We start from the raw sequence: 22,055 nt of genomic DNA, 5'->3' as shown, positions 1-22,055 counted from the left end.
AGGGACACTTCACTGCATAGCGTGTTGAGGAAAGCAAGAGTATCATATAGAGGCATAACCTCAAGCCGTGAGCAAAACAAGCGGATTTCTTGAGGTTGTAAGAGTATAAAACTCTAAAAGTTGCTATTTGATGTAATGTGTTCAATTCAGTCGATTTTCGCCTTCTGGCATTACTGACGCTCGAGTACACCATTATTTAAGCGCTGGCCCATGGAAGCATAATGATAACGAGGCATGCAATGACGGTTATACGCAAGCAAGATGTGATCAGCAGTGTTGCTGATGCTCTTCAGTACATTTCTTACTACCACCCTCTGGATTTTATTCAAGCACTAGAACAAGCCTACTACCGTGAAGAAAGCCAAGCGGCAAAAGATGCGATTGCACAAATTCTGATTAACTCAAGAATGTCAGCTGAAGGGCATCGTCCGATTTGTCAAGATACCGGGATTGTGACTTGTTTTGTCAATATTGGTATGGACGTTCAATGGGACGCGACCGATATGACCGTGCAACAAATGGTTGATGAAGGGGTTCGTCAGGCTTATACGAATCCCGATAATCCGCTACGAGCATCTGTATTGATGGATCCTGCGGGTAAACGCATCAACACAAAAGACAATACGCCAGCCGTTGTACACATTAACATGGTACCGGGAGATAAAGTTGAGATTCAAATCGCCGCCAAAGGTGGTGGTAGTGAAAACAAAACGAAAATGGCGATGCTGAATCCATCGGACGATATTGCTGAATGGGTAGAAAAAACGCTACCAACCATGGGTGCGGGCTGGTGTCCTCCCGGTATGCTAGGGATCGGCATTGGTGGAACGGCTGAAAAAGCGGCCGTTTTAGCCAAAGAGTCTTTGATGGAGCACATCGATATTCAAGAGTTAATTGAGCGCGGCCCACAGAATGCAGAAGAAGAGCTTCGGTTAGACATCTTTAACCGAGTGAATAAGCTCGGTATTGGTGCACAAGGGCTGGGTGGGCTAACCACGGTCGTTGACGTAAAAATCAAAACAGCGCCAACCCATGCGGCATCAAAACCGGTGTGTTTAATCCCGAACTGTGCAGCAACGCGTCATGTACATTTTACGCTAGACGGTTCTGGCCCCGCAGAATTAACGCCACCTAAGTTAGAAGACTGGCCACAAATCACTTGGGAAGCGGGTGAAAATACTCGTCGAGTGAATCTGGATACGGTTACACAGCAAGAAATCGAGACTTGGAAAACCGGAGAAACAGTACTGCTTTCTGGTAAAATTTTGACGGGTCGAGATGCGGCACATAAACGTATTCAAACGATGCTACAAAATGGTGAAAGCTTGCCAGAAGGTGTCGATTTGAAAGGTAAATTTATCTACTACGTTGGCCCTGTTGACGCGGTGGGTGATGAAGTGGTGGGGCCTGCTGGTCCAACAACCTCTACCCGCATGGATAAATTTACCGATATGATGCTGGAAGAAGTTGGGGTGATGGGCATGATCGGGAAAGCCGAGCGTGGCCCTGCAACCGTAGAATCCATTAAGAAAAACAAAGCGGTTTATCTGATGGCCGTTGGTGGAGCGGCTTACTTAGTGGCGAAAGCGATTAAAAAGGCTCGTGTTGTGGCTTTTGAAGATTTGGGGATGGAAGCGATTTACGAATTTGAAGTTGAAGATATGCCCGTGAGTGTTGCGGTTGATTCAACAGGGGCAAATGCCCATCAAATTGGCCCTGATACTTGGCGGGTAAAAATTGCGGAAGCTGCAAAGTAACTTCAATTTATTGACAACTGAGTTTGAAGTAACCAAAAGGTGTAGCGATGGCTACACCTTTTGTGTATTAAGGCCTGTTGAGTATATACTAGAGCAACTAATTGAATTCTCAGGAGAAGAAAATGCCACGCTTTATACGAATTTTACAAATGGCGATTGCCATTATTATCGGCATCTTTCTAATGTATGATTTAGTCCTTCACGGAGTCAGTCTATTTGATAATAGATATGTGATCATTTCGATTGTATTGTTCGTCATACTACAGATTAGTTTGTTCGTTATTTACAAGTTAATTGAAGATGATTAAAACGTACTGCGTTCACGATATGCCATAGTGTGCCATTTAACTTGAGTGTGTGCTGAGTATGGAAATGAAGCCTTTGAAGCATTTCAGAGGCTTTTTATTCTTCTCTTGCATTACCAAGTTATTATGCACACTATCATTGTGGTTTCGCTGAGAGTCGTTAATCGTTTTTTGCTTCTCCACGTTACCGCATCTTTATTTTAATTTTTACAATAAAATCTCACCAGCGAGGTCTGAGTTATTCATGAAGCGCATTGGTCAAGAAGTCAGTGATTTTATTCATCGAGGTTTAGATTCTCATGTCCGTTTAGCGGTGACAGGGCTTTCTCGAGCAGGTAAAACGGCGTTTATCGGTTCCTTAGTCAATCAACTGCTGCACACCTCCACTCATGATCACTTGCCTCTATTTTCCGCGGCGAGAGACAAGCGTATTATTGGTGCGAAACGTGTTCCACAAAGTAATTTAATGATTCCTCGTTTTAGTTATGATGAAGCGATGGATCAACTGCATCAATCGCCTCCCATGTGGCCTGTACCAACCCGAGATGTGAGTGAAATCCGCTTAGCTATTAAGTATCGTCCTGAAAAACGTAGCAAACGGCTGCTCGGAAGTACCGCCACATTATATCTCGATATTGTTGATTACCCCGGTGAATGGCTATTGGATTTACCGATGTTGGGTATAGATTTTATGACGTGGTCAGCATTGCAGATAAACGCTTTGCATGGCATCCGAGCCGAGTTAGCTCAACCTTGGTTACGTGAACTCAACGCCTTAGATCTGAATCAAGAGGCAGATGAAAAAACTTTAGCGCATATTGCGGCCTTGTATACCGATTATCTTCATCAATGTAAGCAACAAGGGCTACATTGGGTGCAGCCTGGGCGCTTTGTTTTACCGGGAGAGCTGGCGGGGGCTCCTGTTTTGCAATTTTTTCCATGCCTAGCCGTCAAGGAGGATGGCAAAATTGCGAAACATTCGATGTTCGATTTACTTAATGCTCGTTATCAAGAGTACCAAAGTAAAGTGGTTAAGCGATTTTATAAGCATCATTTCTCAACGTTTGACCGACAAATCGTCTTAGTTGATTGCTTATCGCCTTTAAACTCGGGTTATGAGTCATTCATGGATATGCGTGGTGCGATTGAACAAATTATGCATAGTTTCCGTTATGGACGAAATGGCTTACTTAACCGTTTGTTTGCCCCCAAAATAGATAAAATCGTGTTTGCGGCAACCAAAGCGGATCACGTCACGCCAGATCAACATCCCAATATGGTTTCATTATTACAGCAGATGATCCATCCTGCATGGCAGCACGCTGCTTATGAAAATATTGCCATGAGTTGCCTAAGTTTGGCTTCAATCCGAGCCACTCAGTCTGGATACATTGAAACTGCCCAGAATCCCATATCCGCCATTCAGGGAACCCGCTTGACGGGCGAGAGTATCACCCTTTTCCCGGGAGAAGTGCCTAAGAAATTGCCTAGTCCAGATTATTGGCAGCAACATTCGTTTGATTTCGTCGCCTTTCGTCCTATGCCTAGCAATGTCGATCAACCTTGCCTGCATATTCGGATGGATAAAGCGTTAGAAACGTTATTAGGAGATAAGCTGAAATGAGTGATTTAAAAAGTAAGCAAGTCTTTAACCAGCCGTTAAAACAGGCTGACGTAACAGAAACATTGACGACTCAAATTGCGTTTACGGAGTCTGTGCAGTTTGTGCCTGAAGTGACGGTGGAAGAAGAGGGGGAGACTGAAGTTAAACTTGAGCAGATTATTCGCCCTTCTAAAAGAAGAAAAGGGGGTATCGTTACTCTGTTAATGCTGTTTTCTGGTTTGATTGGCTGGCAAGCCATGGATTCTATCTGGACATCGATTCAAACTGCCGATTGGCTTGCTCTCGCATGGAGTGGTTTTCTGGCTGGGTTAGCGGGATTGGGGATCGGCAGTATAAGTCGAGAATTGTGGAAGCTGCGTAAGCTTCGTCAGCATTTCTCAGTTCAAGAGCAGGCTGAAAGTCTGATTTTACAGGATGCAGTGGGAGAAGGCCTCCGTTTTTGTGAAAACTTAGCCCAGCACGCGCATATTAATCAGCAGAGCGAGGTTTATCAGCGTTGGTTAAATAGTGTCAATGACAGCCACAGTGATGCCGATATTATAGAATTGTATGACGCGATGGTGGTGAGTGAGCAAGATAAAAAGGCAACCCAAATTGTCTCACGCCATGCGACTGAAGCCGCGGTCTTGGTTGCCATCAGCCCATTGGCATTAGTCGATATGCTGTTTGTTGCATGGCGTAACTTTAAAATGATTGATCAATTAGCGAAAGTATACGGGATAGAATTAGGGTACTGGTCGCGCATACAACTGTTTAAGGCGGTGTTGGTCAATATGGCGTTGGCGGGAGTGAGTGAAGTGGCTATTGACGTAAGTATGGATCTGCTTTCGATGGATTTTACTAAGAAAGTTTCTGCTCGAGCTGGGCAAGGATTAGGGGTAGGTCTGCTGACGGCTCGGTTAGGATTAAAAGCGATGGCCTTACTGCGTCCTTTACCTTGGCAAACAGAGCGTAGGGTGAAGCTGCGTGAAATTCGTCAGCAGATTGTCGCCAAGATAACGGCTTTGGTGTCTAAATAATCGATAGTGGGTTTTGTGTGGGATTTCCTAGGGATTTTGCAGAGAATCGCTTGACGCTTTTTATACCTTGATAGACACTAGTGTCAACTTTTCGTGACACTTTCTGACTAGGATACAATTCAGTGCGCCTTGAAGTTTTTTGTGAAGACAGACTTGGGTTAACTCGAGAGCTGCTTGATATTCTCGCCTCGAAAAACATCGATCTTCGAGGCATCGAAATTGATGTCGTAGGGATTATTTACCTCAACTGCCCCGATATTGATTTTGATACTTTCAGTGAACTGATGGCTGAAATTCGTCGTATTTCTGGGGTCAAAGATGTTCGTAAAATCCAGTTTATGCCGATGGAAAGACATAATACAGAGCTTATCTCACTGCTTGATAATCTTCCTGATGCTGTACTAGCTATCGACTTAAAGGGGGCGGTTGACATGGCGAATCAAAGTGCACTAGCCCTATTTAATAAAAATAGCGACGAAGTGATTGGTCGGCAAATCACTCAGCTGTTGCCTTCATTTAATTTTTCACGATGGGTCGAAGGCAGTAAAGCTCGAATTCGAGAAGAGGTGGTGATTGAAGGGCTGGATTATAGAATGGAGCTGATGCCCGTTTATATTCGTGATGAGTCCCAACAATCTACACTTGCCAGTTGCATGATGATTTTACGTGTTCAATTGGCCTCTTCTCAGCAAGATAGTCACCTACCTGTTCATAATAACTTAGGTTTTGAACACTTTGTTGGGGTATCTAACCGCCATAAGTCATTAATGAATTATGCGAAAAAGCTGGCGATGTTAGATCAACCGCTCTTGTTAGAAGGAGAAACCGGAACAGGAAAAGAGATGCTAGCTCGGGCTTGCCATCATCGTTCCCATCGTTCTAATTCCCCTTTTTTAGTATTGAGCTGTGCTTCTATGCCCGACGATGTGGCAGAAACCGAGCTATTTGGTCATGCCCCCGGTTCGTTCAACCATCAACAAGGGCACAAAGGTATTTTTGAGCAGGCGAATGGGGGAACCGTTTTTCTTGATGAAATCGGTGAAATGAGCCCACATCTGCAAATTAAACTGCTGCGTTTTTTACAAGATGGTACTTTCCGTCGGGTGGGAGAAGAGCATGAAATGCATGTCGACGTGCGAGTTATCGCGTCTACGCGCCACCATCTCGCCGACCTCGCTGAATCTGGTCGTTTTCGGGAAGATCTCTTCTATCGATTGAACGTGCTGACCGTACGTATTCCGCCATTACGTGAACGTCCGAGTGATATTCAGCCTTTGTTAGAACTCTTTATTGCGAAGCATACACAGAAGTTAGGTATGGTTAAACCTGAACTGGCTGACGATCTGCTTGACCAACTTACCCATTACCCTTGGCCGGGTAACATACGCCAGTTAGATAATATGGTTTTACGGGCTTTAACTGAAATGCCAGATAATTTTTTACGTGTCGATTATTTCCACCTTCCACCACTGGAAGCGGGCACTTCTGGTTTGGCGAGTGTAAACCTTGATGGTCCTCTGGATGAAATCATGAAAGCGTATGAAGCACAAATTCTTGATAAGTTATATCAATCGTTCCCTTCTAGCCGTAAGTTAGCTAAAAGACTGAATGTGTCACATACGTCAGTGGCCAATAAATTACGGGATTATGGGATAAGGAAACGTTGATGGACACATCATTGTACTCCGTTTATCAAACCGATGGGGAGATCATTGTCCGAACCGCAAGGCGAGAGGACGCGTTGATGATCGTCCAATACTTTACCGATAATCGTGACTATCTCAAGCCTTGGGAACCCAAACGAGAAGCGGGCTTTTTTCAAGTGACGGGATGGCAGCAAAAATTGCTTAAGCTTGATGAGCTGCATAAGCTGGCTCTAGGCTACTACCTGCTCATTATTGATGCAAAAAGCCAAGCTATGTTGGGGACAATTTCGTTTAGTAACTTGACGCGATTTCCTTTTTACGCGTGTCATGTTGGTTACTCATTAGCCGAAAATGCACAAGGTCGTTATATCATGACAAGAGCGTTGACTCTGGCATGTCAGTATTTGTTTGAACAGCAAAATATGCACCGCATTATGGCGGCTTACATGCCTCATAATACCCGTAGTGCTGCGGTATTGGAGCGATTAGGCTTTGTGCGTGAAGGCTTAGCAAAAGATTACTTACTGATTGATGGCCAGTGGCAAGACCATATACTCACTTCATTAATAAACCCAAATTGGCAAGCCAATTTACCGAAATAATGTTTATTTATTCTCTCCGACCCAATGTGGGGTGGATTAACATCTAAGGACATTTCATGTCGTATTTGCCTTTGGAACAATACCCAAGGAAATGGATTTTTACTCATCAGTCAATGCCGATATCAGAGCCAGAATTGGCACAGATTAAGCCCATGACGCCCATGCGTTCTGCTCAGTTTTGGAAAGAAAATGTCAGTGCTCAGAGCCCTGATGCCGATCGATTCAGTTCTCAAGATTGGCCAAGTAAACCCGGCAGTTGGACAGAACAGGTGGATTGGATGGCTGAGTGGGAAAGTGATGAAGCTGAGTTACCACAAGCCATTTTAGCGCATATTGATTGGCAAGATGATGTTACGATCTATTTCTGCTATGAGAAATATAATGTGATTGAAACCAAATGGTCTGTGTTTAAAAGAAACTGGAAAAATTTTCTTTTCTATGATGATGGGCCAATCTTATTGGGGCGTCGTCGGACCGAGACTCTTTGGTTCCAAACCGATGGTACGGTGAAACTGGGTCATCGAAAATAAATAGGGTTAATCGAATATAAGTATTGTCAAAAAGCCGAGATGTTTATTCTCGGCTTTTTTGTTGGAAATTTGATAATTTGATAAGGAAAAACGACCTAACCGTCTGTTTTTTTCCTCTGTGCACTTAGTGTACTTCCCATGGAGGCGCTGATGATAAGGCCAATCGCCAACCATTGTGAGAGTGCGAGTTGTTCACTCAAAATGAGAAAGCCCGCCATGGCAGCTATCGCAGGTTCTAAACTCATCATGACACTGAAATGTTGAGTAGAAAGTCGTTTTAACGCTAGCATCTCTAGGCTGTATGGGAGTGCACTGGAGAGCAGAGCAATGGTTAGTGCCATGGGTAACACGGACCATGTAAAAATACTTGATGTGGCGGTCATTGCACCAATAGGAAAGATAATGATTGCCGCTATCGTCATGCCAATGGCGACCGTCATTCCACCAGAGCCAACACTGCCTGCTCGTTGACCAAACCAAATATACCCTGCCCAGCAACCGCCAGCGCTGAGTGCCAATAACACTCCGATAGGATCTAAGGCATCGACTCCCGTCATATCTGGTAGTAGTAACAACATGCCGCAAATCGCAAAGGCCACCCAGACGATGTCGAGTTTCCGTTTTGAAGAAAAGAGCGCAAGAAGTAGTGGGCCTGAGAATTCAAGTGCGACCCCAATTCCTAATGGAATACGTTCAATGGCAAAATAAAATAGGATCTGCATTCCACCTAAGCTGGTGCCATAGATGATCATAGAACGCCACTGCGAGAGTGTGAGGGATATACGCCAAGGACGAAATACCATCAATAGAATGAGTGCTGCAAGACTAATCCGAAGTGCGACCGTTCCCCCTGGGCCAACAATGGGGAACAGCTGTTTAGCAAGTGAAGAGCCAGATTGGATGGCCATCATGGCAACCAGTAGGTAGCCAACGGCGATGAATATTGGGGATTTTAGGGTCATAGTACTCTTTGATTTGAAATCCTATTATCAGTGATGGGGAACGGAAAGAGGTTATCCCTGTTTTCTGTCAGGAATTGAACGGACGCTCTACTTTTGATGCTATTTTATGGTTTCAATACTAAGAGTGAAGCCAAATATAGATAAAAATCTATTTTGCCTGAATTTAAATAAATGGCAATGTAAAGCCGAGTTGTCTGTCATTGGGAAAAGCCTCAGTCTAATAAGGAAATACTTAGGCTGAGGCTTGAATCATTGTGCGGGGCTTATTTTACGTAGAGGCGGGGATTAGCGCTTCCCCAGATGGTGTACAATTCAGGAAGAATAACCTCACTGTCTTCTTCCATTCGTTCGGCGGTGATCCGGTTTTTACCCTGAGACCCAAATAGAACCACCTCTTGTCCGGGTTGTACGCCTTTCACTTCTGATACATCGATCATGGTCGTATTCATAGAGGTGACACCCACAACCTTGGCCCATTGTCCATTCACCAATACTTGAGCTTTATTCCCCATTTTACGTGGATAACCGTCCGAGTAACCGATGGGAAGGTTGGCTAAGACTCTGTCGCTCTGTGTGGTATACGTGCTGTCATAGCCGACCGTTGTCCCCGCCGGTACTTGGTGAAGCGAAGCGATACGTGTTTTAAATGACAGGATAGAGGGATACTCTGGATTTGTTGGTAAATCCCCATAAAGAACCCCACCAGGACGAACCATATCTAGCTGTGCTTCTGGAACATTCAGTGCCGTGTATGAGTTGGCTACATGGAATAATACTTGTTCACGTATTAGTGGGCTTTGATCCACTAACCAATTGGCATGTTGATGAAAACTCGCTAGTTTTTCATGGATATCATCGGGATTGTAGTTCGGGAAATGGGTCATGATCCCAACAATCTGCAATCCTTTGGCATTAACGATATCTCTTGCTTCTTTCCGCCCTTTATCATCGCTCATATCAATACCATTTCGTCCCATTCCACCATCATTTAAGGCAAGATGAACTTTAATAGGAGAGGCGAGTTGTTTTCCTAATTGAGCAAGTTGTTCGGCTTGAGATTTTGTCCCAATCAATTCTTCAACATGGAGTTCGGTAACTGCTTTAATTTCATCCAGAGTTGCCGACCGAACACGCATGAGTTGCCCAGTAAAACCACTTTCACGAACTGCACGAGCTTCGGCATTACTGGTAATAGCGACACAGGGGATCCCCTGTTCAATGATGGTTGGCATAAGCCCTCGAATACCATTCCCGTAGGCGTCAGCTTTCATCACCGCACAGATTTTACTGCTTGGTTGGATATGAGACTTGAAACGTTCAATATTGGCTGAAAATTGAGAGAGACTGATTTCTAACCAAGCATTGGACTGAGCAACCTCCGATGTGGAAGATAAGGATTCCGATAATGAGAGTGGGGCGGATTGGCCTAAAATGGGAGTGACGGTGGCAGCAATAGCCAGTGAAAGCACGGTGGCGTTAAAACGCATAAAATCTCCTCGTGATGAGCGTTCATTGTTTGTCATGAAGTTTTTAATATTAACACTATATGAAACGGCGAATAAAAAGAATCATCGCCAGCTCCCTAACGGGGGCTGGCGATCTCGGTAGTAGGAATCTGATTATTTCAGCTTAAAGCGGACCATCGCATTTTGTAAGGATATTGAAAGTTGAGCTAACTCATTACAGGCTTGAGCGGTTTGATTCGCGCCTTCTGCCACTTCCTGCGAGGCTAAATGAATATTTTCAATATTACGAGTGAGCTCATCGGCCACGGAATCTTGTTGGCTACAAGCACTGGCGATTTGTGCTCCCATGTCAGCGACTTGTGCAATGGATTGCTCAATGGTATGCATAAGTTGTTGGGAGTGGTTTCCTTGCTCCACACAGTTTTCAATACTATGACAAGAGCGCTCCGTTCCTTCTTTGGCCTCTTTTGCCATGGACTGTAATTTTTCAATGATGTTAGTAATCTCTCCAGTAGAAGCTTGAGTTCTAGCTGCTAGAGTTCTCACTTCATCGGCCACCACGGCAAACCCACGCCCAGACTCACCCGCTCGAGCCGCTTCAATGGCTGCGTTTAGCGCTAAAAGATTGGTTTGGTCGGCAATGCTTCGAATGACATCAACAATCATATTCACTTGGTTAGATTGGTGTTCTAACTCCGAGACCGTTTCCCCCGTTTTTGTGATGACATCGGCCACCTTAATAATGGATGAGACCATCTCTTTATTGTCTTTTGCACCTTCTTGGACGCGTCGATTGGTTTGGTCGATCTCTTCCGCCGTATTTTCTGTATTGCTAGCGACATCAGCAACGGCAGCTTTCATCTCACTCATTGCGGTCGCAACTTGTGTGATTTGATCTTGTTGCTCACGCATACCTTGAGCTGATAGAGACGAAATCTGTGACATCTCTTCTACGGCACTACTGAGTTGTGTAACGGCAGAAATACTTTCTTCAATCAACTGACGTAAGTTTTCTTGCATAGCGATAGAAGCATCCGCAAGTTCTCCTAACTCATCATGACCAATTGCTGAGCGGTCCAGTTTGTGCGAAAGATCTCCTTTTGCAATCAAAAGTGATTGGTCGACCACCAATTTTAGCGGTTGGCAAATAATACGTGTTAAAAAATAGGTGATCGCTACCATAAAAATTACAATGAAGAGATTTATGATCCCTGAGCTTGTATTAAGGCGTTCCACCGCTGAAATAATGTATTGCTTATTCCCATCCATTGCCTGTTTTAAAACGCCAGATAATTGCTTAATACTGCTCTCTAACGCATTGAAATCGGTAAGCGATTGGTCCAGAAGACGCTGGGTTTGGGCTTGATTCATTTCTGATAAGGCTTGGTTAAACTGAGTCATGATTCGATTGTAACTTTGCCATTGTTCCATTAAGCGTTTGAAAATTCGTTCTTCTTCACCGGGCCAAACGTCTTCTCCATAGGTTTTTAGTGCCGTATCAATCGTTTGTTGCAGTTGTCGGCTTTGATTCAGCCGCCGCTGGATCTCGGAGGAATCGTTGGTGAGTAAAGAAGCAAATTGACTTCGACGCCAGTAGGAGAGGTTGGATTCTATTTCATCAACCGTTTCATAAGCAGGGAAGGTATCTTCTGTGAAATTCAGCAATTGATTTTGAATTTCTAGATGTTCTGTGTGCAAAAACCATGCGAAGACGATATTGATGAGGGCGATCAGTCCAAATCCAGTGGCTAATTTTTTACTAATAGGCATATTTTTTAGAAACATGAATAAGTTACCTTAGTTTGGGAAAATTCCATGAATACCAAACACAACTCCTTCGTAAACCTGTCCATTTGGGTGAAAATCACCAATTAGGTATCCGTTATTCTGATTTTCAGCTAGGAAATTGTGCATATTATCACGTGTTTTATTATGAGTAGTGATAAATATAACCATAGCTAATGAATGGGCTTTTTCCGTAAACTCAGATAGATAAAATGTGAGCAATTGTGAGAGGAAAAGAGATAAGAACGATAAATTTTTACTACTTATTGAAAGTTATAGATATTCGTTGATCTACACCTAAGTATTTCTTTTTTCCTTCGGCATAATTAATCCATGCTCTAAAAAATACATCGTTGTGAGGTATAGAGCATATCCCAAAGTGGTGGAGCCATTGGAAAACCATTCAGGCCATCATGAACGGATCTTTGCATAAATGTTCTCAGGAAGAGTGAATATGATACGTCCTTATCTCAAGTTTATAATCCCGATAGCGATTCCACTATTGATTTTATGGTTGCCTTTGTCGGCTTTTCCCTTTGACGGGCTAACCATCATTCAGCAACGGGTAATTGCCATCTTCCTACTGGCCGCATTGCTGTGGGTCTTTGAGCCTATTCCTATCTATGCCACTTCCGTGGTTATTATTGTTTTAGAGTTGTTGATGTTATCAGATAAAGGACTGTGGGTATTTAAAACCCAGCAACACCTTCCTGAGTTTGGTGGTTTACTCCGGCACAGTGAAATTATGGCAACATTTGCGAGCCCCATTATTATGCTTTTTTTAGGGGGCTTTTTCCTTGCTATGGCAGCGACGAAATATCGTCTTGATGTCAACTTAGCTCGTGTGTTGCTTAAACCTTTTGGGAAAGATCCTAAGTTTGTGATGTTGGGGTTGATGCTGATCACCGGTATTTTCTCTATGTTTATGTCGAATACGGCAACGACCGCGATGATGCTCTCCATTTTAACCCCCGTTATTGCGGTGTTTGGCCCGAAAGATCCCGGCCGTGTAGCATTTGCATTATGCATTCCCGTTGCAGCAAATATTGGGGGTATCGGAACACCGATTGGCACCCCGCCTAACGCCATTGCTTTAAAATATCTGGTGGGGGATAACCTTATCACGTTTGGTGAATGGATGGCCTTTGGTGTACCGTTCGTGATTATTTTGATGGCTTTAGCTTGGGTGTTGATTGGCTCACTATACCGAGCTGAACAAAAATCCATTGAGCTCACCATTAAAGGGAAGTTTTTAAAGACGCCAAAAGCGATCATTGTTTATATCACCTTTGCTGCGACGATACTGCTATGGCTATTGGGTTCCATGCATGGGATGGATTCGTATACCGTAGCATTGATTCCTGTCGCGGTTTTTTCTGTGACTGGGATTATCAATAAAGAAGATTTGAAAAAGATCTCTTGGGATGTGTTGTGGTTGGTTTCTGGTGGTATTGCTTTAGGTTTAGCACTGGATAAAACAGGACTCGCTCATTTGATGGTCCATAGTATCCCGTTTGATCAATACTCACCCTATATCGTTCTTTTTGGTGCCGCCTTTTTATGCCTACTTATGGCTAACTTTATGTCACATACGGCCACGGCAAACTTGTTGATGCCTATCATGGCGGCTTTAGGTGCTTCTATGATCTCATTAGCGCCATTAGGAGGAGAGGTCACGTTAATCCTTGTGGTTACCTTTGCTGCATCGCTTGGGATGTCATTGCCGATCAGTACCCCTCCGAATGCTTTGGCCCATGCTACCGGTAATGTAGAAAGTAGCCAGATGGCGCGTGTCGGGGTTATTTTAGGGATTGTCGGTGTATTAATGAGTTTTGTCATGATTTGGTTACTGCATGTTGTTGGCCACATTGGTTAAATGAAGTGACCTAGGTAGGATATATGAATCCACAAGTACAGGCTTTAGTTGAACGATATTTTGACAGCGAACAGCGTAGAGTGATGCTGCCAAGTGGTTCGATTGTACTTCAACAAAATGGCTATAACGACCGACTTTACTATGTAAAGTCGGGAGAGCTACTTGGGCAATTTTGTGAGAAAGAGGGTAAACCCATTACCGTATTTTCAGCCTCGGCTGGAGCTTTTATTGGTGTACACAGTTTTTTCTCTGGGCATTGGATTGCCTCTTCAACGGTGGTGGCTCAAACAGAGGTGGAGTTAGGATGGATCGATAGACAAACGCCTGCGGTTGACGAAGCCCTGTTTGGTTCATTGAGTTCTCAGTTTATGCCAGTCATTGTTGCAGAGCTTTCTCGTCGCCAAAGACGAGCGATGCAAGAAGCGGTTGCCAAAGAGAAAGCACTAGAGCGGTTACATATGGCTGAACAAATGTCCACATTAGGGCAATTAGCTGCCGGTATTTCTCATGAGCTGAATAACGCCATTGGGGTGGTGAGTAGTAAGACGGAACGTTTAGAGTCTTTATTTATTGATTTGCTGCAAGAGGTTCACCCTGAAGCCAGCCAATTTTTTGATTTTGGCTTACTGCATGGTCAAAAAGTATCGTCGAGTGAAGCAAGAGCAAAAGGTGCTCAGTTCGCTCGTCGTTATCAACTTGCATCAAATGTTGCTAGAGATCTTGCCCGAGCGGTGCCAGAGGAAACGCTCTCTCAGCACTGGCTCAATAACCCGCATTTGGCGATTCGTTACTGGCAAATGGGGCGAGATCTTCATGATTTGCGCCTTGCGTCTAAACATGTGGTTGGCATTGTCAAGTCGGTTAAACAGTTAGGACGTAGCGAAATTCATTTTGATGAAGAGCTGGACTTTAATGAAACGTTAAACCGAGCATTAGCCTTATTGCAAAGTGATTTGCGTCGAGTGTCGGTTCGGATGCGTCCGGGGGCTTTGCCTATTTTAAAAGGTTCACAGACAGAATGGGTACAGGTATGGGTCAATATCATTAAAAATGCGTGTGATGCAATGGCTCAAACTCAAAACCCTGAAATTGATATTCATACACGTTACAACAAACAACGGATTCTCATCACGATTGCCAATAACGGTCCGGAGATCAATGAAGCCACTAGGCGGAAAATTTTCCAACCGAGTTTTACCACCAAGAAAGGTGGGTTGTCGTTTGGCCTTGGCTTGGGGTTAGCCATTGTGAAACGAATAGCAACCAGTTATGGGGGAAGCATTGCTGTTAAGAGCAATGATGAGAAAACGATTTTTAGGATCAAATTACCAGTCGAGGATGGAAATGGAGAAGCTTAATATCATTTGTGTTGATGACCAAAGGGAAGTGCTCAGTGCAGTACTGCAAGATTTACAACCACTGGCCCACTGGTTACAGATTGAAGATTGTGAATCAGCCGATGAAGTGCTGGAATTGATGGATGAGTTGGATGCACAAGGAGAGTATGTGGCTTTAGTGGTTTCTGACCATGTCATGCCGGGGAAAACTGGGGTAGAACTACTCAGTGAAATTAACCAAGATCCTCGTTTTATTGGCACTAAGAAAGTATTGCTCACAGGGCAAGCCACACACAGCGATACCATCAACGCGATTAATACGGCAGGTATTCATCGTTACTTTGATAAACCATGGCGAGCCGAAGAGTTGATAGCTTGTGTGAAACAACTGGTGACGGAGTTTATCTTTGATAAAGGGCTTGATTATACCGAATGGCATCAAGAGTTGGATCAAAACGTTGTTTTAAATCGACTACGCTGATCCCCAGAAACCCCAGCGTGAGGTCAACTTCTTCACGCTGAGGTGCGGGTTATTCCTTTTTCGATTTTTCTTGCGGCTCTTGAATCTGATACAAGGTTGTTTGGTGTGCGTCGCACGTTGTTTTACAATTACATTCCTTATCAACCCCAACGCTAGATAGCCCGCCGCAGCTTCCTTGAATCGGTTTACGACGAGCCATAACCCCGAGGCTCATCAAGGCTATCATCAGTAAAAAAAATCCCACAGTAATTAAGTAAATCATCATTCCACTCTCATCTATCGATGAATATTAAAAATACGCTGTAATTTATCTAACGTTCTTGGGTTTAGTTTAGTGGCAGAAACGCTTGAGGTACAGGCAGATTTTACATGGCAGCAAGAGTGCGACGTTTTATTAGGAGATGGGCGTGCATAACTCATATCGGTGACTTCTTGAAGCTGACTGAGATCTAACGCATCCAATGGACAGCGTTGTGGGTAAGCAAAGACCTTCATCCCCATTTTAAAGAGCGTTGATAACATCGCTTGACCAATATTTTTGACCACAATGGCTTGAACTTGGTGTTGTTGCAATAAGTTCAGGCGCACTGATTTTTTCCCACAATGTTTTTCCCCCTCATCTAACGTTTCTGGAATATGAATGAGTTGACGCTGCTGATTGTCTGAGTCAATCAGCAGAAATGCGGGTGCTTTAGAAAAATGATTACTCAGTTGATTATCTCGACAGGGAATTGCATAAATCATGGTTCATTTCCTTCATCCAATAATATAGGCAACATTGTGCGCCAATTATTAGCATATGCCAATAATTTTCTGAGATTTTGTCATGAATAGAAGGAGAATTGCGCCATGAGGATGCTGAAATAAATAAGATTGTTGACAATGTAATGATGTGGTCTGTCGGGGGTGATCTTGATAATGAAAGAGAATGAGTCACTGTAATTGAAATATATAAGGTTACCTTATGGTGACTCTTTTCTCACTTTATGAAACAAAGAGGCATTCATACGACCTTAGTCTAAATTGTCGACAATTTGCTTGATTGTCGACAATTTGATCGATTATGTTAGCGCTATGTTGATTATTGGTCGTGAACAAGATTGGAACGATGACTTACCAAAGAGAAGCTAAGTAAAAATGAACCGTGAATTAACGAAACGCCAAACTTGTGACAAAGAGTACACCAAATCAGAAAGTCTCACGGAATTTCTGATTGAAGCGATTGTGGCGGGCGAGATGGTGCCGGGCAGTAAAATCTCCGAGCCTGAGTTAGCAAAGCATTTTCAAGTTAGCCGAGGCCCATTACGTGAAGCTCTGATGCGGGTAGAAGGGTTAGGACTTATTGAACGGATTCCTCATGTCGGCGCTCGGGTTATTCAATTTTCTCGTGAGAAGCTGCTTGACCTTTATGCGGTTCGTGAAGCATTGGAGGGCATGGCGGCTCGCTTAGCCGCTCGTCATATCAGTGATATTGAGTTAGCGGGTTTAGATACTTTATTGTCGACACATTCTGAACATATTGATCAAGTGGACGGCGCTTCTTATTTTCATCAACAAGGCGATTTTGATTTTCATTATAGGATTATTAAAGCCAGTCGAAATCATCAGTTGATCGCGCTGTTATGTGATGAGCTTTACCATTTGTTACGAATGTATCGTTATCAATCGCCTCGGGCACATTCTCGCCCGGTGGAAGCATTAGAAGAACATAAATTTATTCTACAGGCGATCCGTAATCGTGATGAAGAGTTAGCCGAGATGTTGATGCGTAGACACATTGCCTACAGTCGTCGTTTGATTGAACAACAGATACATTATGAAACCTAAAATTAAGGAGAATCCTATGAGTTTAAGTCCAGGAGCCAAATTCAGGCTCGCTATTCAGTCCCATCACCCTTTGCAAATTGTCGGTACGGTCAATCCATACTGTGCCATGATGGCAAAAAAGCTGGGGCATCAAGCGATTTATCTCTCGGGTGGGGGAATTGCTAATGCGTCTTATGGTTTACCCGATCTTGGGATCACCACGCTCAATGATGTATTGGTCGATGTCGAACGAATTACCAATGCTTGTGATTTACCTTTGTTGGTGGACATTGACACCGGCTTCGGTGGTGCTTTTAATATTGCTCGCACCATTAAGCTAATAGAAAAAGCTGGGGCAGCCGCAGTACATATGGAAGATCAGGTGGCCCAGAAACGTTGTGGCCATCGTCCTAATAAAGCCATTGTGAGTCCCCAAGAAATGGTGGATCGAATTAAAGCTGCCGTTGATGCGCGTGATAACCCAGAATTTGTCATTATGGCGCGTACAGATGCTCTGGCAGTCGAAGGGATGGATGGTGCCATTGAACGAGCGATTGCCTACGTACAAGCAGGGGCAGATATGATTTTTCCTGAAGCGATGACCGAATTAAAGCAGTATGAACAGTTTTCAACCGCATTACATGCCGCAACAGGGAAGCGTGTACCCATTTTAGCCAATATTACCGAGTTTGGGCAGACACCACTTTACAGCACTGAGCAACTTGCCAAAGTGAAGGTGGACATGGTGCTGTACCCACTTAGTGCGTTTCGAGCGATGAACAAAGCGGCAGAAACGGTCTATCGCCATTTGTTAGAGCAGGGCAATCAAGAAGCCTTACTTGAGACGATGCAAACCCGCAGTGAGTTGTATGAGTACCTCAATTATCACCGTTATGAAGAAAAACTCGATCAACTTTTTTCTGAAAACAATCGCTAAATAGGAAGACTTAAAAAGAGATTCACCATTCAATCACTTAATCCAATAACGTGAAACCGCTGCGCTATCGAGCAAAATGCTAAGCCCAAAGAGGCTGATTCATCAAAGAATCCGAAGTGTAGCAAGAAAAGGAGTTCAACATGCCTTCTACTTCATTAGGTGGCGCAGGCCTGCGTGGTCAAAGCGCTGGAAGCACCGCTCTATGTACGGTCGGAAAGACCGGAACAGGCTTAACCTACCGTGGTTATGACATCACGGATCTTGCCAAATATGCTCAATTCGAAGAAGTTGCCCATTTGCTGTTGGTGGGGCACCTACCCACGCAAACCGAACTGGATCAATATAAAACACGCCTTATCAGTCTACGTGGCTTACCCCAAGCGTTAAAAGACGTTTTGGAGAAAATCCCGCCCCAAGCACATCCCATGGATGTGATGCGTACCGGATGCTCTATGTTAGGCAATTTAGAGACAGAGCAAGATTTTTCTCAGCAGTTGGCGGCGACAGAACGCCTACTGGCACTATTTCCAGCCATTATCTGTTATTGGTATCGATTCAGTCATGATGGAGTGCGCATTGATACGGAAGATACTAGTGAAGATTCCCTCGGTGGCTATTTCTTAAAGATGCTGACCGATGAGGCCCCCTGTGACTTATTCAAACAAGTCATGCACTGCTCACTGATCTTATACGCTGAGCATGAGTTTAATGCCTCGACTTTTTCAGCTCGTGTTTGCGCTTCAACGTTATCGGATTTGCACTCTTGTATTACTGGGGCGATAGGGACCTTGCGAGGTCCACTCCATGGCGGGGCGAATGAAGCCGCCATGGCGATGATTGAGCCGTGGTTAACGCCAGATGAAGCGGAGCAAGAGATCCTACAAATGTTGGAGAACAAAGAGAAGATCATGGGCTTTGGTCACGCGATTTACCGAGAAAGTGACCCGCGTAATGCGCTGATTAAATGCTGGTCAAAAGCGTTATCCGAACACGTTGGAGATACGCATCTTTATGCGGTGTCGGAAAGGGTGGAAGCGGTGATGAAGCGGGAGAAAAATCTGTTCTGTAATGCCGATTTTTTTCATGCCTCGGCCTACCATTTTATGGGGATCCCGACCAAATTATTTACGCCTATTTTTGTTATGAGCCGTTTAACTGGATGGGCGGCACACCTCTATGAGCAACGTGCTAACAATCGCATTATTCGTCCGAGCGCCGATTATATCGGGCCAGATCACCAGCAATGGGTCCCCATTGAACAGCGTGGTTAGTGTGCGGGAGTGACTGGTTATTGCTAGCCCGTCTTTGATGATTTTGGGAAAGAACGATGATGAATAATCAATACAAAAAAACATTACCCGGTAGTCAAATTGAGTATTTTGATGCCCGTGAAGCCGTTAATGCCATTACTCCCGGTGCCTATGAAACGCTCCCTTATACGTCTCGTGTTCTTGCTGAAAACTTGGTGCGGCGTTGTGATCCACAAACCTTGGTTGATTCACTCAAGCAGTTGATCGAACGTAAGCGTGATCTTGATTTTCCGTGGTATCCCGCTCGGGTGGTGTGCCATGACATTTTAGGGCAAACCGCTTTGGTGGATTTAGCTGGACTACGGGATGCCATTGCCGATCAAGGTGGCGATCCGGCCAATGTGAACCCTGTAGTAGAAACGCAGTTGATTGTTGACCACTCACTTGCGGTCGAACATGCCGGATTTGAGGTTGACGCTTTTGAGAAAAATCGAGCCATTGAAGATCGTCGTAATGAAGACCGTTTCCACTTTATCGAATGGTGTAAAAGTGCCTTTAAGAATGTCAACGTCATTCCGGCAGGTAATGGCATTATGCACCAGATCAATCTGGAAAAAATGTCGCCAGTGATTCAACTCAAAGAGGGTGTTGCTTATCCTGATACGTGTGTGGGTACCGATAGCCATACACCGCATGTGGATGCTTTGGGCGTGATTGCTATTGGCGTTGGGGGGCTAGAGGCTGAAACCGTCATGCTTGGACGCCCTTCTATGATGCGCTTACCCGATATTGTCGGTGTGAAATTAACCGGTAAGCGTCAATCAGGGATCACGGCGACAGATATTGTGTTGGCACTCACCGAATTTTTGCGCCATGAGCGAGTGGTGTCGAGCTATCTTGAATTTTTTGGGGAAGGTGCGAAAGCGTTAACAATTGGTGATCGTGCCACGATTTCCAATATGACACCAGAATATGGCGCTAGTGCGGGCATGTTCTACATTGATGATCAGACGATTCAATACTTGAAACTAACGGGTCGAGAGCCTGAACAAGTGGCATTGGTTGAGCGGTATGCCAAACAAACAGGGTTATGGGCTGATGCATTAGAAACCGCACAGTATGAGCGAGTACTGGAATTTAACCTTTCACTGGTTGAACGTAACATGGCTGGCCCTTCTAACCCTCATCGTCGTTTACCGACCTCGCAGTTGGTCGAACGTGGTATCGCTGAGCATGGCTTACCTCAAGAGGAGGGTCAACTGCCAGACGGTGCAGTCATTATTGCTGCGATCACCTCTTGTACGAATACCAGCAACCCTCGCAATGTGGTTGCCGCTGGTCTTCTGGCAAAAAAAGCCAACCAACTGGGGCTGGTGCGTAAGCCTTGGGTAAAAAGTTCGTTTGCCCCCGGTTCAAAAGTGGCCAAGCTTTATTTAGAAGAAGCTAATTTATTATCGGAGCTGGAAAAGCTGGGGTTTGGCATCGTTGCTTATGCGTGTACCACTTGTAATGGTATGAGTGGCGCGCTTGATCCCAACATTCAACAAGAAATTATAGAGCGCGATCTTTATGCTACTGCGGTGTTGTCAGGCAATCGCAATTTTGATGGCCGTATTCATCCTTATGCGAAACAGGCGTTTCTTGCTTCACCTCCGCTGGTGGTCGCTTATGCATTGGCAGGATCCATTCGATTTGATATTGAGCGTGATGCATTGGGTTTCGATAACAAGGGCAACCCCATCTATTTGCAGGATATTTGGCCAAGTGATGAAGAAATCGATACGGTCGTAGAAAGTTGCGTTAAGCCTGAGCAATTTAACCAAGTGTATATCCAGATGTTTAAATTGGATGACACGAAACATCACACCAGTCCACTGTATGACTGGCGGCCAATGAGTACATACATTCGCCGACCTCCTTATTGGGAGGGTGCTCTCGCGGGAGAACGATCACTCAACGCCATGCGGCCACTGGCCGTTTTAGGTGACAACATTACCACCGATCATCTTTCCCCTTCTAATGCCATTCTCGCCACCAGTGCTGCGGGGGAATATCTCACTCAAATGGGAGTCCCTGAAGAAGATTTTAACTCTTATGCGACCCATCGTGGAGACCACTTAACCGCTCAGCGGGCGACGTTTGCTAATCCAAAACTATTGAATGAAATGGTGAAGGAAAATGGACAAGTGGTACAAGGTTCGCTCACTCGGCTTGAGCCAGAAGGTCAAGTGATGCGAATGTGGGAAGCCATTGAAACTTATATGCAGCGTAAACAGCCTTTGATCATCATTGCAGGAGCGGATTATGGGCAAGGTTCGTCTCGTGATTGGGCGGCAAAAGGGGTACGTCTGGCGGGGGTTGAAGCCATTGTTGCCGAAGGTTTTGAGCGAATTCATCGAACCAATTTGGTGGGTATGGGTGTGTTACCTTTGCAATTCAAGCAGGGAACCAACCGTTTAACCTTGGGCATTGAGGGTAGTGAACTTTTTGATGTTGAAGGGGATATTCAACCCGGCGTAGATCTCACGCTGCGTGTGACTCGTAAAACTGGTGAGCAGTTCTTGGTTCCGGTCATCTGCCGCCTTGACACGGCTGATGAAGTGCATGTGTATAACGCCGGTGGGGTTTTACAGCGTTTTGCGCAAGATTTTCTGGCCCAGTAAGGAGTGCAG

General features: G+C 44.6%; 19 protein-coding genes. 14 read left to right on the top strand and 5 right to left on the bottom strand.

The features are described from left to right. Positions 1-239: 239 nt before the first annotated feature. The 7 genes from B5D54_RS03880 (at position 240) to B5D54_RS03850 (ending at position 7,483) form a co-directional block, all read left to right on the top strand. The gene (locus B5D54_RS03880; protein ID WP_078925166.1) at positions 240-1,757 is read left to right on the top strand and encodes a fumarate hydratase; all 1,518 of its coding nucleotides are present in this window, start codon (positions 240-242) and stop codon (positions 1,755-1,757) included. A 122-nt stretch (positions 1,758-1,879) separates the two neighbouring features. Then, the gene (locus B5D54_RS03875) at positions 1,880-2,065 is read left to right on the top strand and encodes a hypothetical protein (protein WP_078925165.1); all 186 of its coding nucleotides are present in this window, start codon (positions 1,880-1,882) and stop codon (positions 2,063-2,065) included. A gap of 241 nt (positions 2,066-2,306) precedes the next feature. Then, entirely contained in the window at positions 2,307-3,686 is a 1,380-nt protein-coding gene (locus tag B5D54_RS03870; RefSeq protein ID WP_078925164.1) for a YcjX family GTP-binding protein, read from the top strand. Next, positions 3,683-4,705 carry a YcjF family protein gene (locus B5D54_RS03865; protein WP_078925163.1) on the top strand — a complete coding sequence of 341 codons (1,023 nt, stop codon included), beginning with the start codon at positions 3,683-3,685 and terminating at the stop codon, positions 4,703-4,705. The genes B5D54_RS03870 and B5D54_RS03865 overlap by 4 nt, the downstream gene beginning before the upstream one ends. Positions 4,706-4,827: 122 nt before the next feature. Next, positions 4,828-6,372 carry a transcriptional regulator TyrR gene (gene tyrR / locus B5D54_RS03860; protein ID WP_078925162.1) on the top strand — a complete coding sequence of 515 codons (1,545 nt, stop codon included), beginning with the start codon at positions 4,828-4,830 and terminating at the stop codon, positions 6,370-6,372. Beyond that, complete coding sequence (gene rimJ, locus B5D54_RS03855; RefSeq protein ID WP_078925161.1) at positions 6,372-6,953, top strand: ribosomal protein S5-alanine N-acetyltransferase; 582 nt, start codon at positions 6,372-6,374, stop codon at positions 6,951-6,953. Before tyrR ends, rimJ begins: the two co-directional genes overlap by 1 nt. A 56-nt stretch (positions 6,954-7,009) precedes the next feature. Further along, positions 7,010-7,483: a DUF2947 domain-containing protein gene (locus B5D54_RS03850; RefSeq protein ID WP_078925160.1), complete on the top strand. Its 474-nt coding sequence runs from the start codon at positions 7,010-7,012 to the stop codon at positions 7,481-7,483. A gap of 95 nt (positions 7,484-7,578) precedes the next feature. Here B5D54_RS03850 and B5D54_RS03845 read toward each other — a convergent pair whose 3' ends face one another. From B5D54_RS03845 to B5D54_RS03835, 3 genes are all read right to left on the bottom strand, one after another. Next, the gene (locus B5D54_RS03845) at positions 7,579-8,445 is read right to left on the bottom strand and encodes an EamA family transporter (RefSeq protein ID WP_078925159.1); all 867 of its coding nucleotides are present in this window, start codon (positions 8,443-8,445) and stop codon (positions 7,579-7,581) included. A 263-nt stretch (positions 8,446-8,708) separates the two neighbouring features. Further along, positions 8,709-9,932 carry an alanine racemase gene (gene alr, locus B5D54_RS03840; RefSeq protein ID WP_078925158.1) on the bottom strand — a complete coding sequence of 408 codons (1,224 nt, stop codon included), beginning with the start codon at positions 9,930-9,932 and terminating at the stop codon, positions 8,709-8,711. A gap of 132 nt (positions 9,933-10,064) precedes the next feature. Then, the gene (locus B5D54_RS03835; protein ID WP_078925157.1) at positions 10,065-11,696 is read right to left on the bottom strand and encodes a methyl-accepting chemotaxis protein; all 1,632 of its coding nucleotides are present in this window, start codon (positions 11,694-11,696) and stop codon (positions 10,065-10,067) included. A 454-nt stretch (positions 11,697-12,150) separates the two neighbouring features. Between B5D54_RS03835 and B5D54_RS03830 the strand changes: the two genes are divergently transcribed. Genes B5D54_RS03830 through B5D54_RS03820 form a run of 3 tightly spaced genes read left to right on the top strand, consistent with a single transcriptional unit; the run spans position 12,151 to position 15,390 of the window. Next, on the top strand, positions 12,151-13,572 hold the full coding sequence (locus B5D54_RS03830) for an SLC13 family permease (RefSeq protein ID WP_078925156.1): 1,422 nt from the start codon (positions 12,151-12,153) through the stop codon (positions 13,570-13,572). Between the two features lie 23 nt (positions 13,573-13,595). Next, positions 13,596-14,930, top strand: a complete 1,335-nt coding sequence (locus tag B5D54_RS03825) for an ATP-binding protein (protein WP_078925155.1) — start codon at positions 13,596-13,598, stop codon at positions 14,928-14,930. Further along, the gene (locus tag B5D54_RS03820; RefSeq protein WP_078925154.1) at positions 14,917-15,390 is read left to right on the top strand and encodes a response regulator; all 474 of its coding nucleotides are present in this window, start codon (positions 14,917-14,919) and stop codon (positions 15,388-15,390) included. Before B5D54_RS03825 ends, B5D54_RS03820 begins: the two co-directional genes overlap by 14 nt. A gap of 49 nt (positions 15,391-15,439) precedes the next feature. On the opposite strand, the gene nqrM is transcribed toward B5D54_RS03820, so the two are convergent. Both nqrM and B5D54_RS03810 read right to left on the bottom strand, forming a co-directional pair. Then, the gene (nqrM, locus tag B5D54_RS03815; RefSeq protein ID WP_078925219.1) at positions 15,440-15,652 is read right to left on the bottom strand and encodes a (Na+)-NQR maturation NqrM; all 213 of its coding nucleotides are present in this window, start codon (positions 15,650-15,652) and stop codon (positions 15,440-15,442) included. 14 nt (positions 15,653-15,666) lie between these two features. Further along, entirely contained in the window at positions 15,667-16,134 is a 468-nt protein-coding gene (locus tag B5D54_RS03810; RefSeq protein ID WP_078925153.1) for a NifB/NifX family molybdenum-iron cluster-binding protein, read from the bottom strand. Positions 16,135-16,527: 393 nt separating this feature from the next. On the opposite strand from B5D54_RS03810, the gene B5D54_RS03805 reads away from it, so the two are divergent. The 4 genes from B5D54_RS03805 to acnD all read left to right on the top strand — a co-directional run bounded on the left by B5D54_RS03805 (position 16,528) and on the right by acnD (position 22,046). After that, complete coding sequence (locus B5D54_RS03805) at positions 16,528-17,217, top strand: GntR family transcriptional regulator (protein WP_078925152.1); 690 nt, start codon at positions 16,528-16,530, stop codon at positions 17,215-17,217. 16 nt (positions 17,218-17,233) lie between these two features. After that, entirely contained in the window at positions 17,234-18,133 is a 900-nt protein-coding gene (gene prpB / locus B5D54_RS03800; protein WP_078925151.1) for a methylisocitrate lyase, read from the top strand. A gap of 140 nt (positions 18,134-18,273) precedes the next feature. After that, positions 18,274-19,404, top strand: a complete 1,131-nt coding sequence (gene prpC, locus B5D54_RS03795) for a bifunctional 2-methylcitrate synthase/citrate synthase (RefSeq protein ID WP_078925150.1) — start codon at positions 18,274-18,276, stop codon at positions 19,402-19,404. Positions 19,405-19,463: 59 nt separating this feature from the next. Next, positions 19,464-22,046: a Fe/S-dependent 2-methylisocitrate dehydratase AcnD gene (gene acnD, locus B5D54_RS03790; protein ID WP_078925149.1), complete on the top strand. Its 2,583-nt coding sequence runs from the start codon at positions 19,464-19,466 to the stop codon at positions 22,044-22,046. Positions 22,047-22,055 lie beyond the last annotated feature (9 nt).

This window comes from Vibrio cincinnatiensis DSM 19608 (assembly GCF_900167345.1).
Lineage (GTDB): Bacteria > Pseudomonadota > Gammaproteobacteria > Enterobacterales > Vibrionaceae > Vibrio > Vibrio cincinnatiensis.
This window is presented reverse-complemented; position numbering and strand designations above follow the sequence as displayed.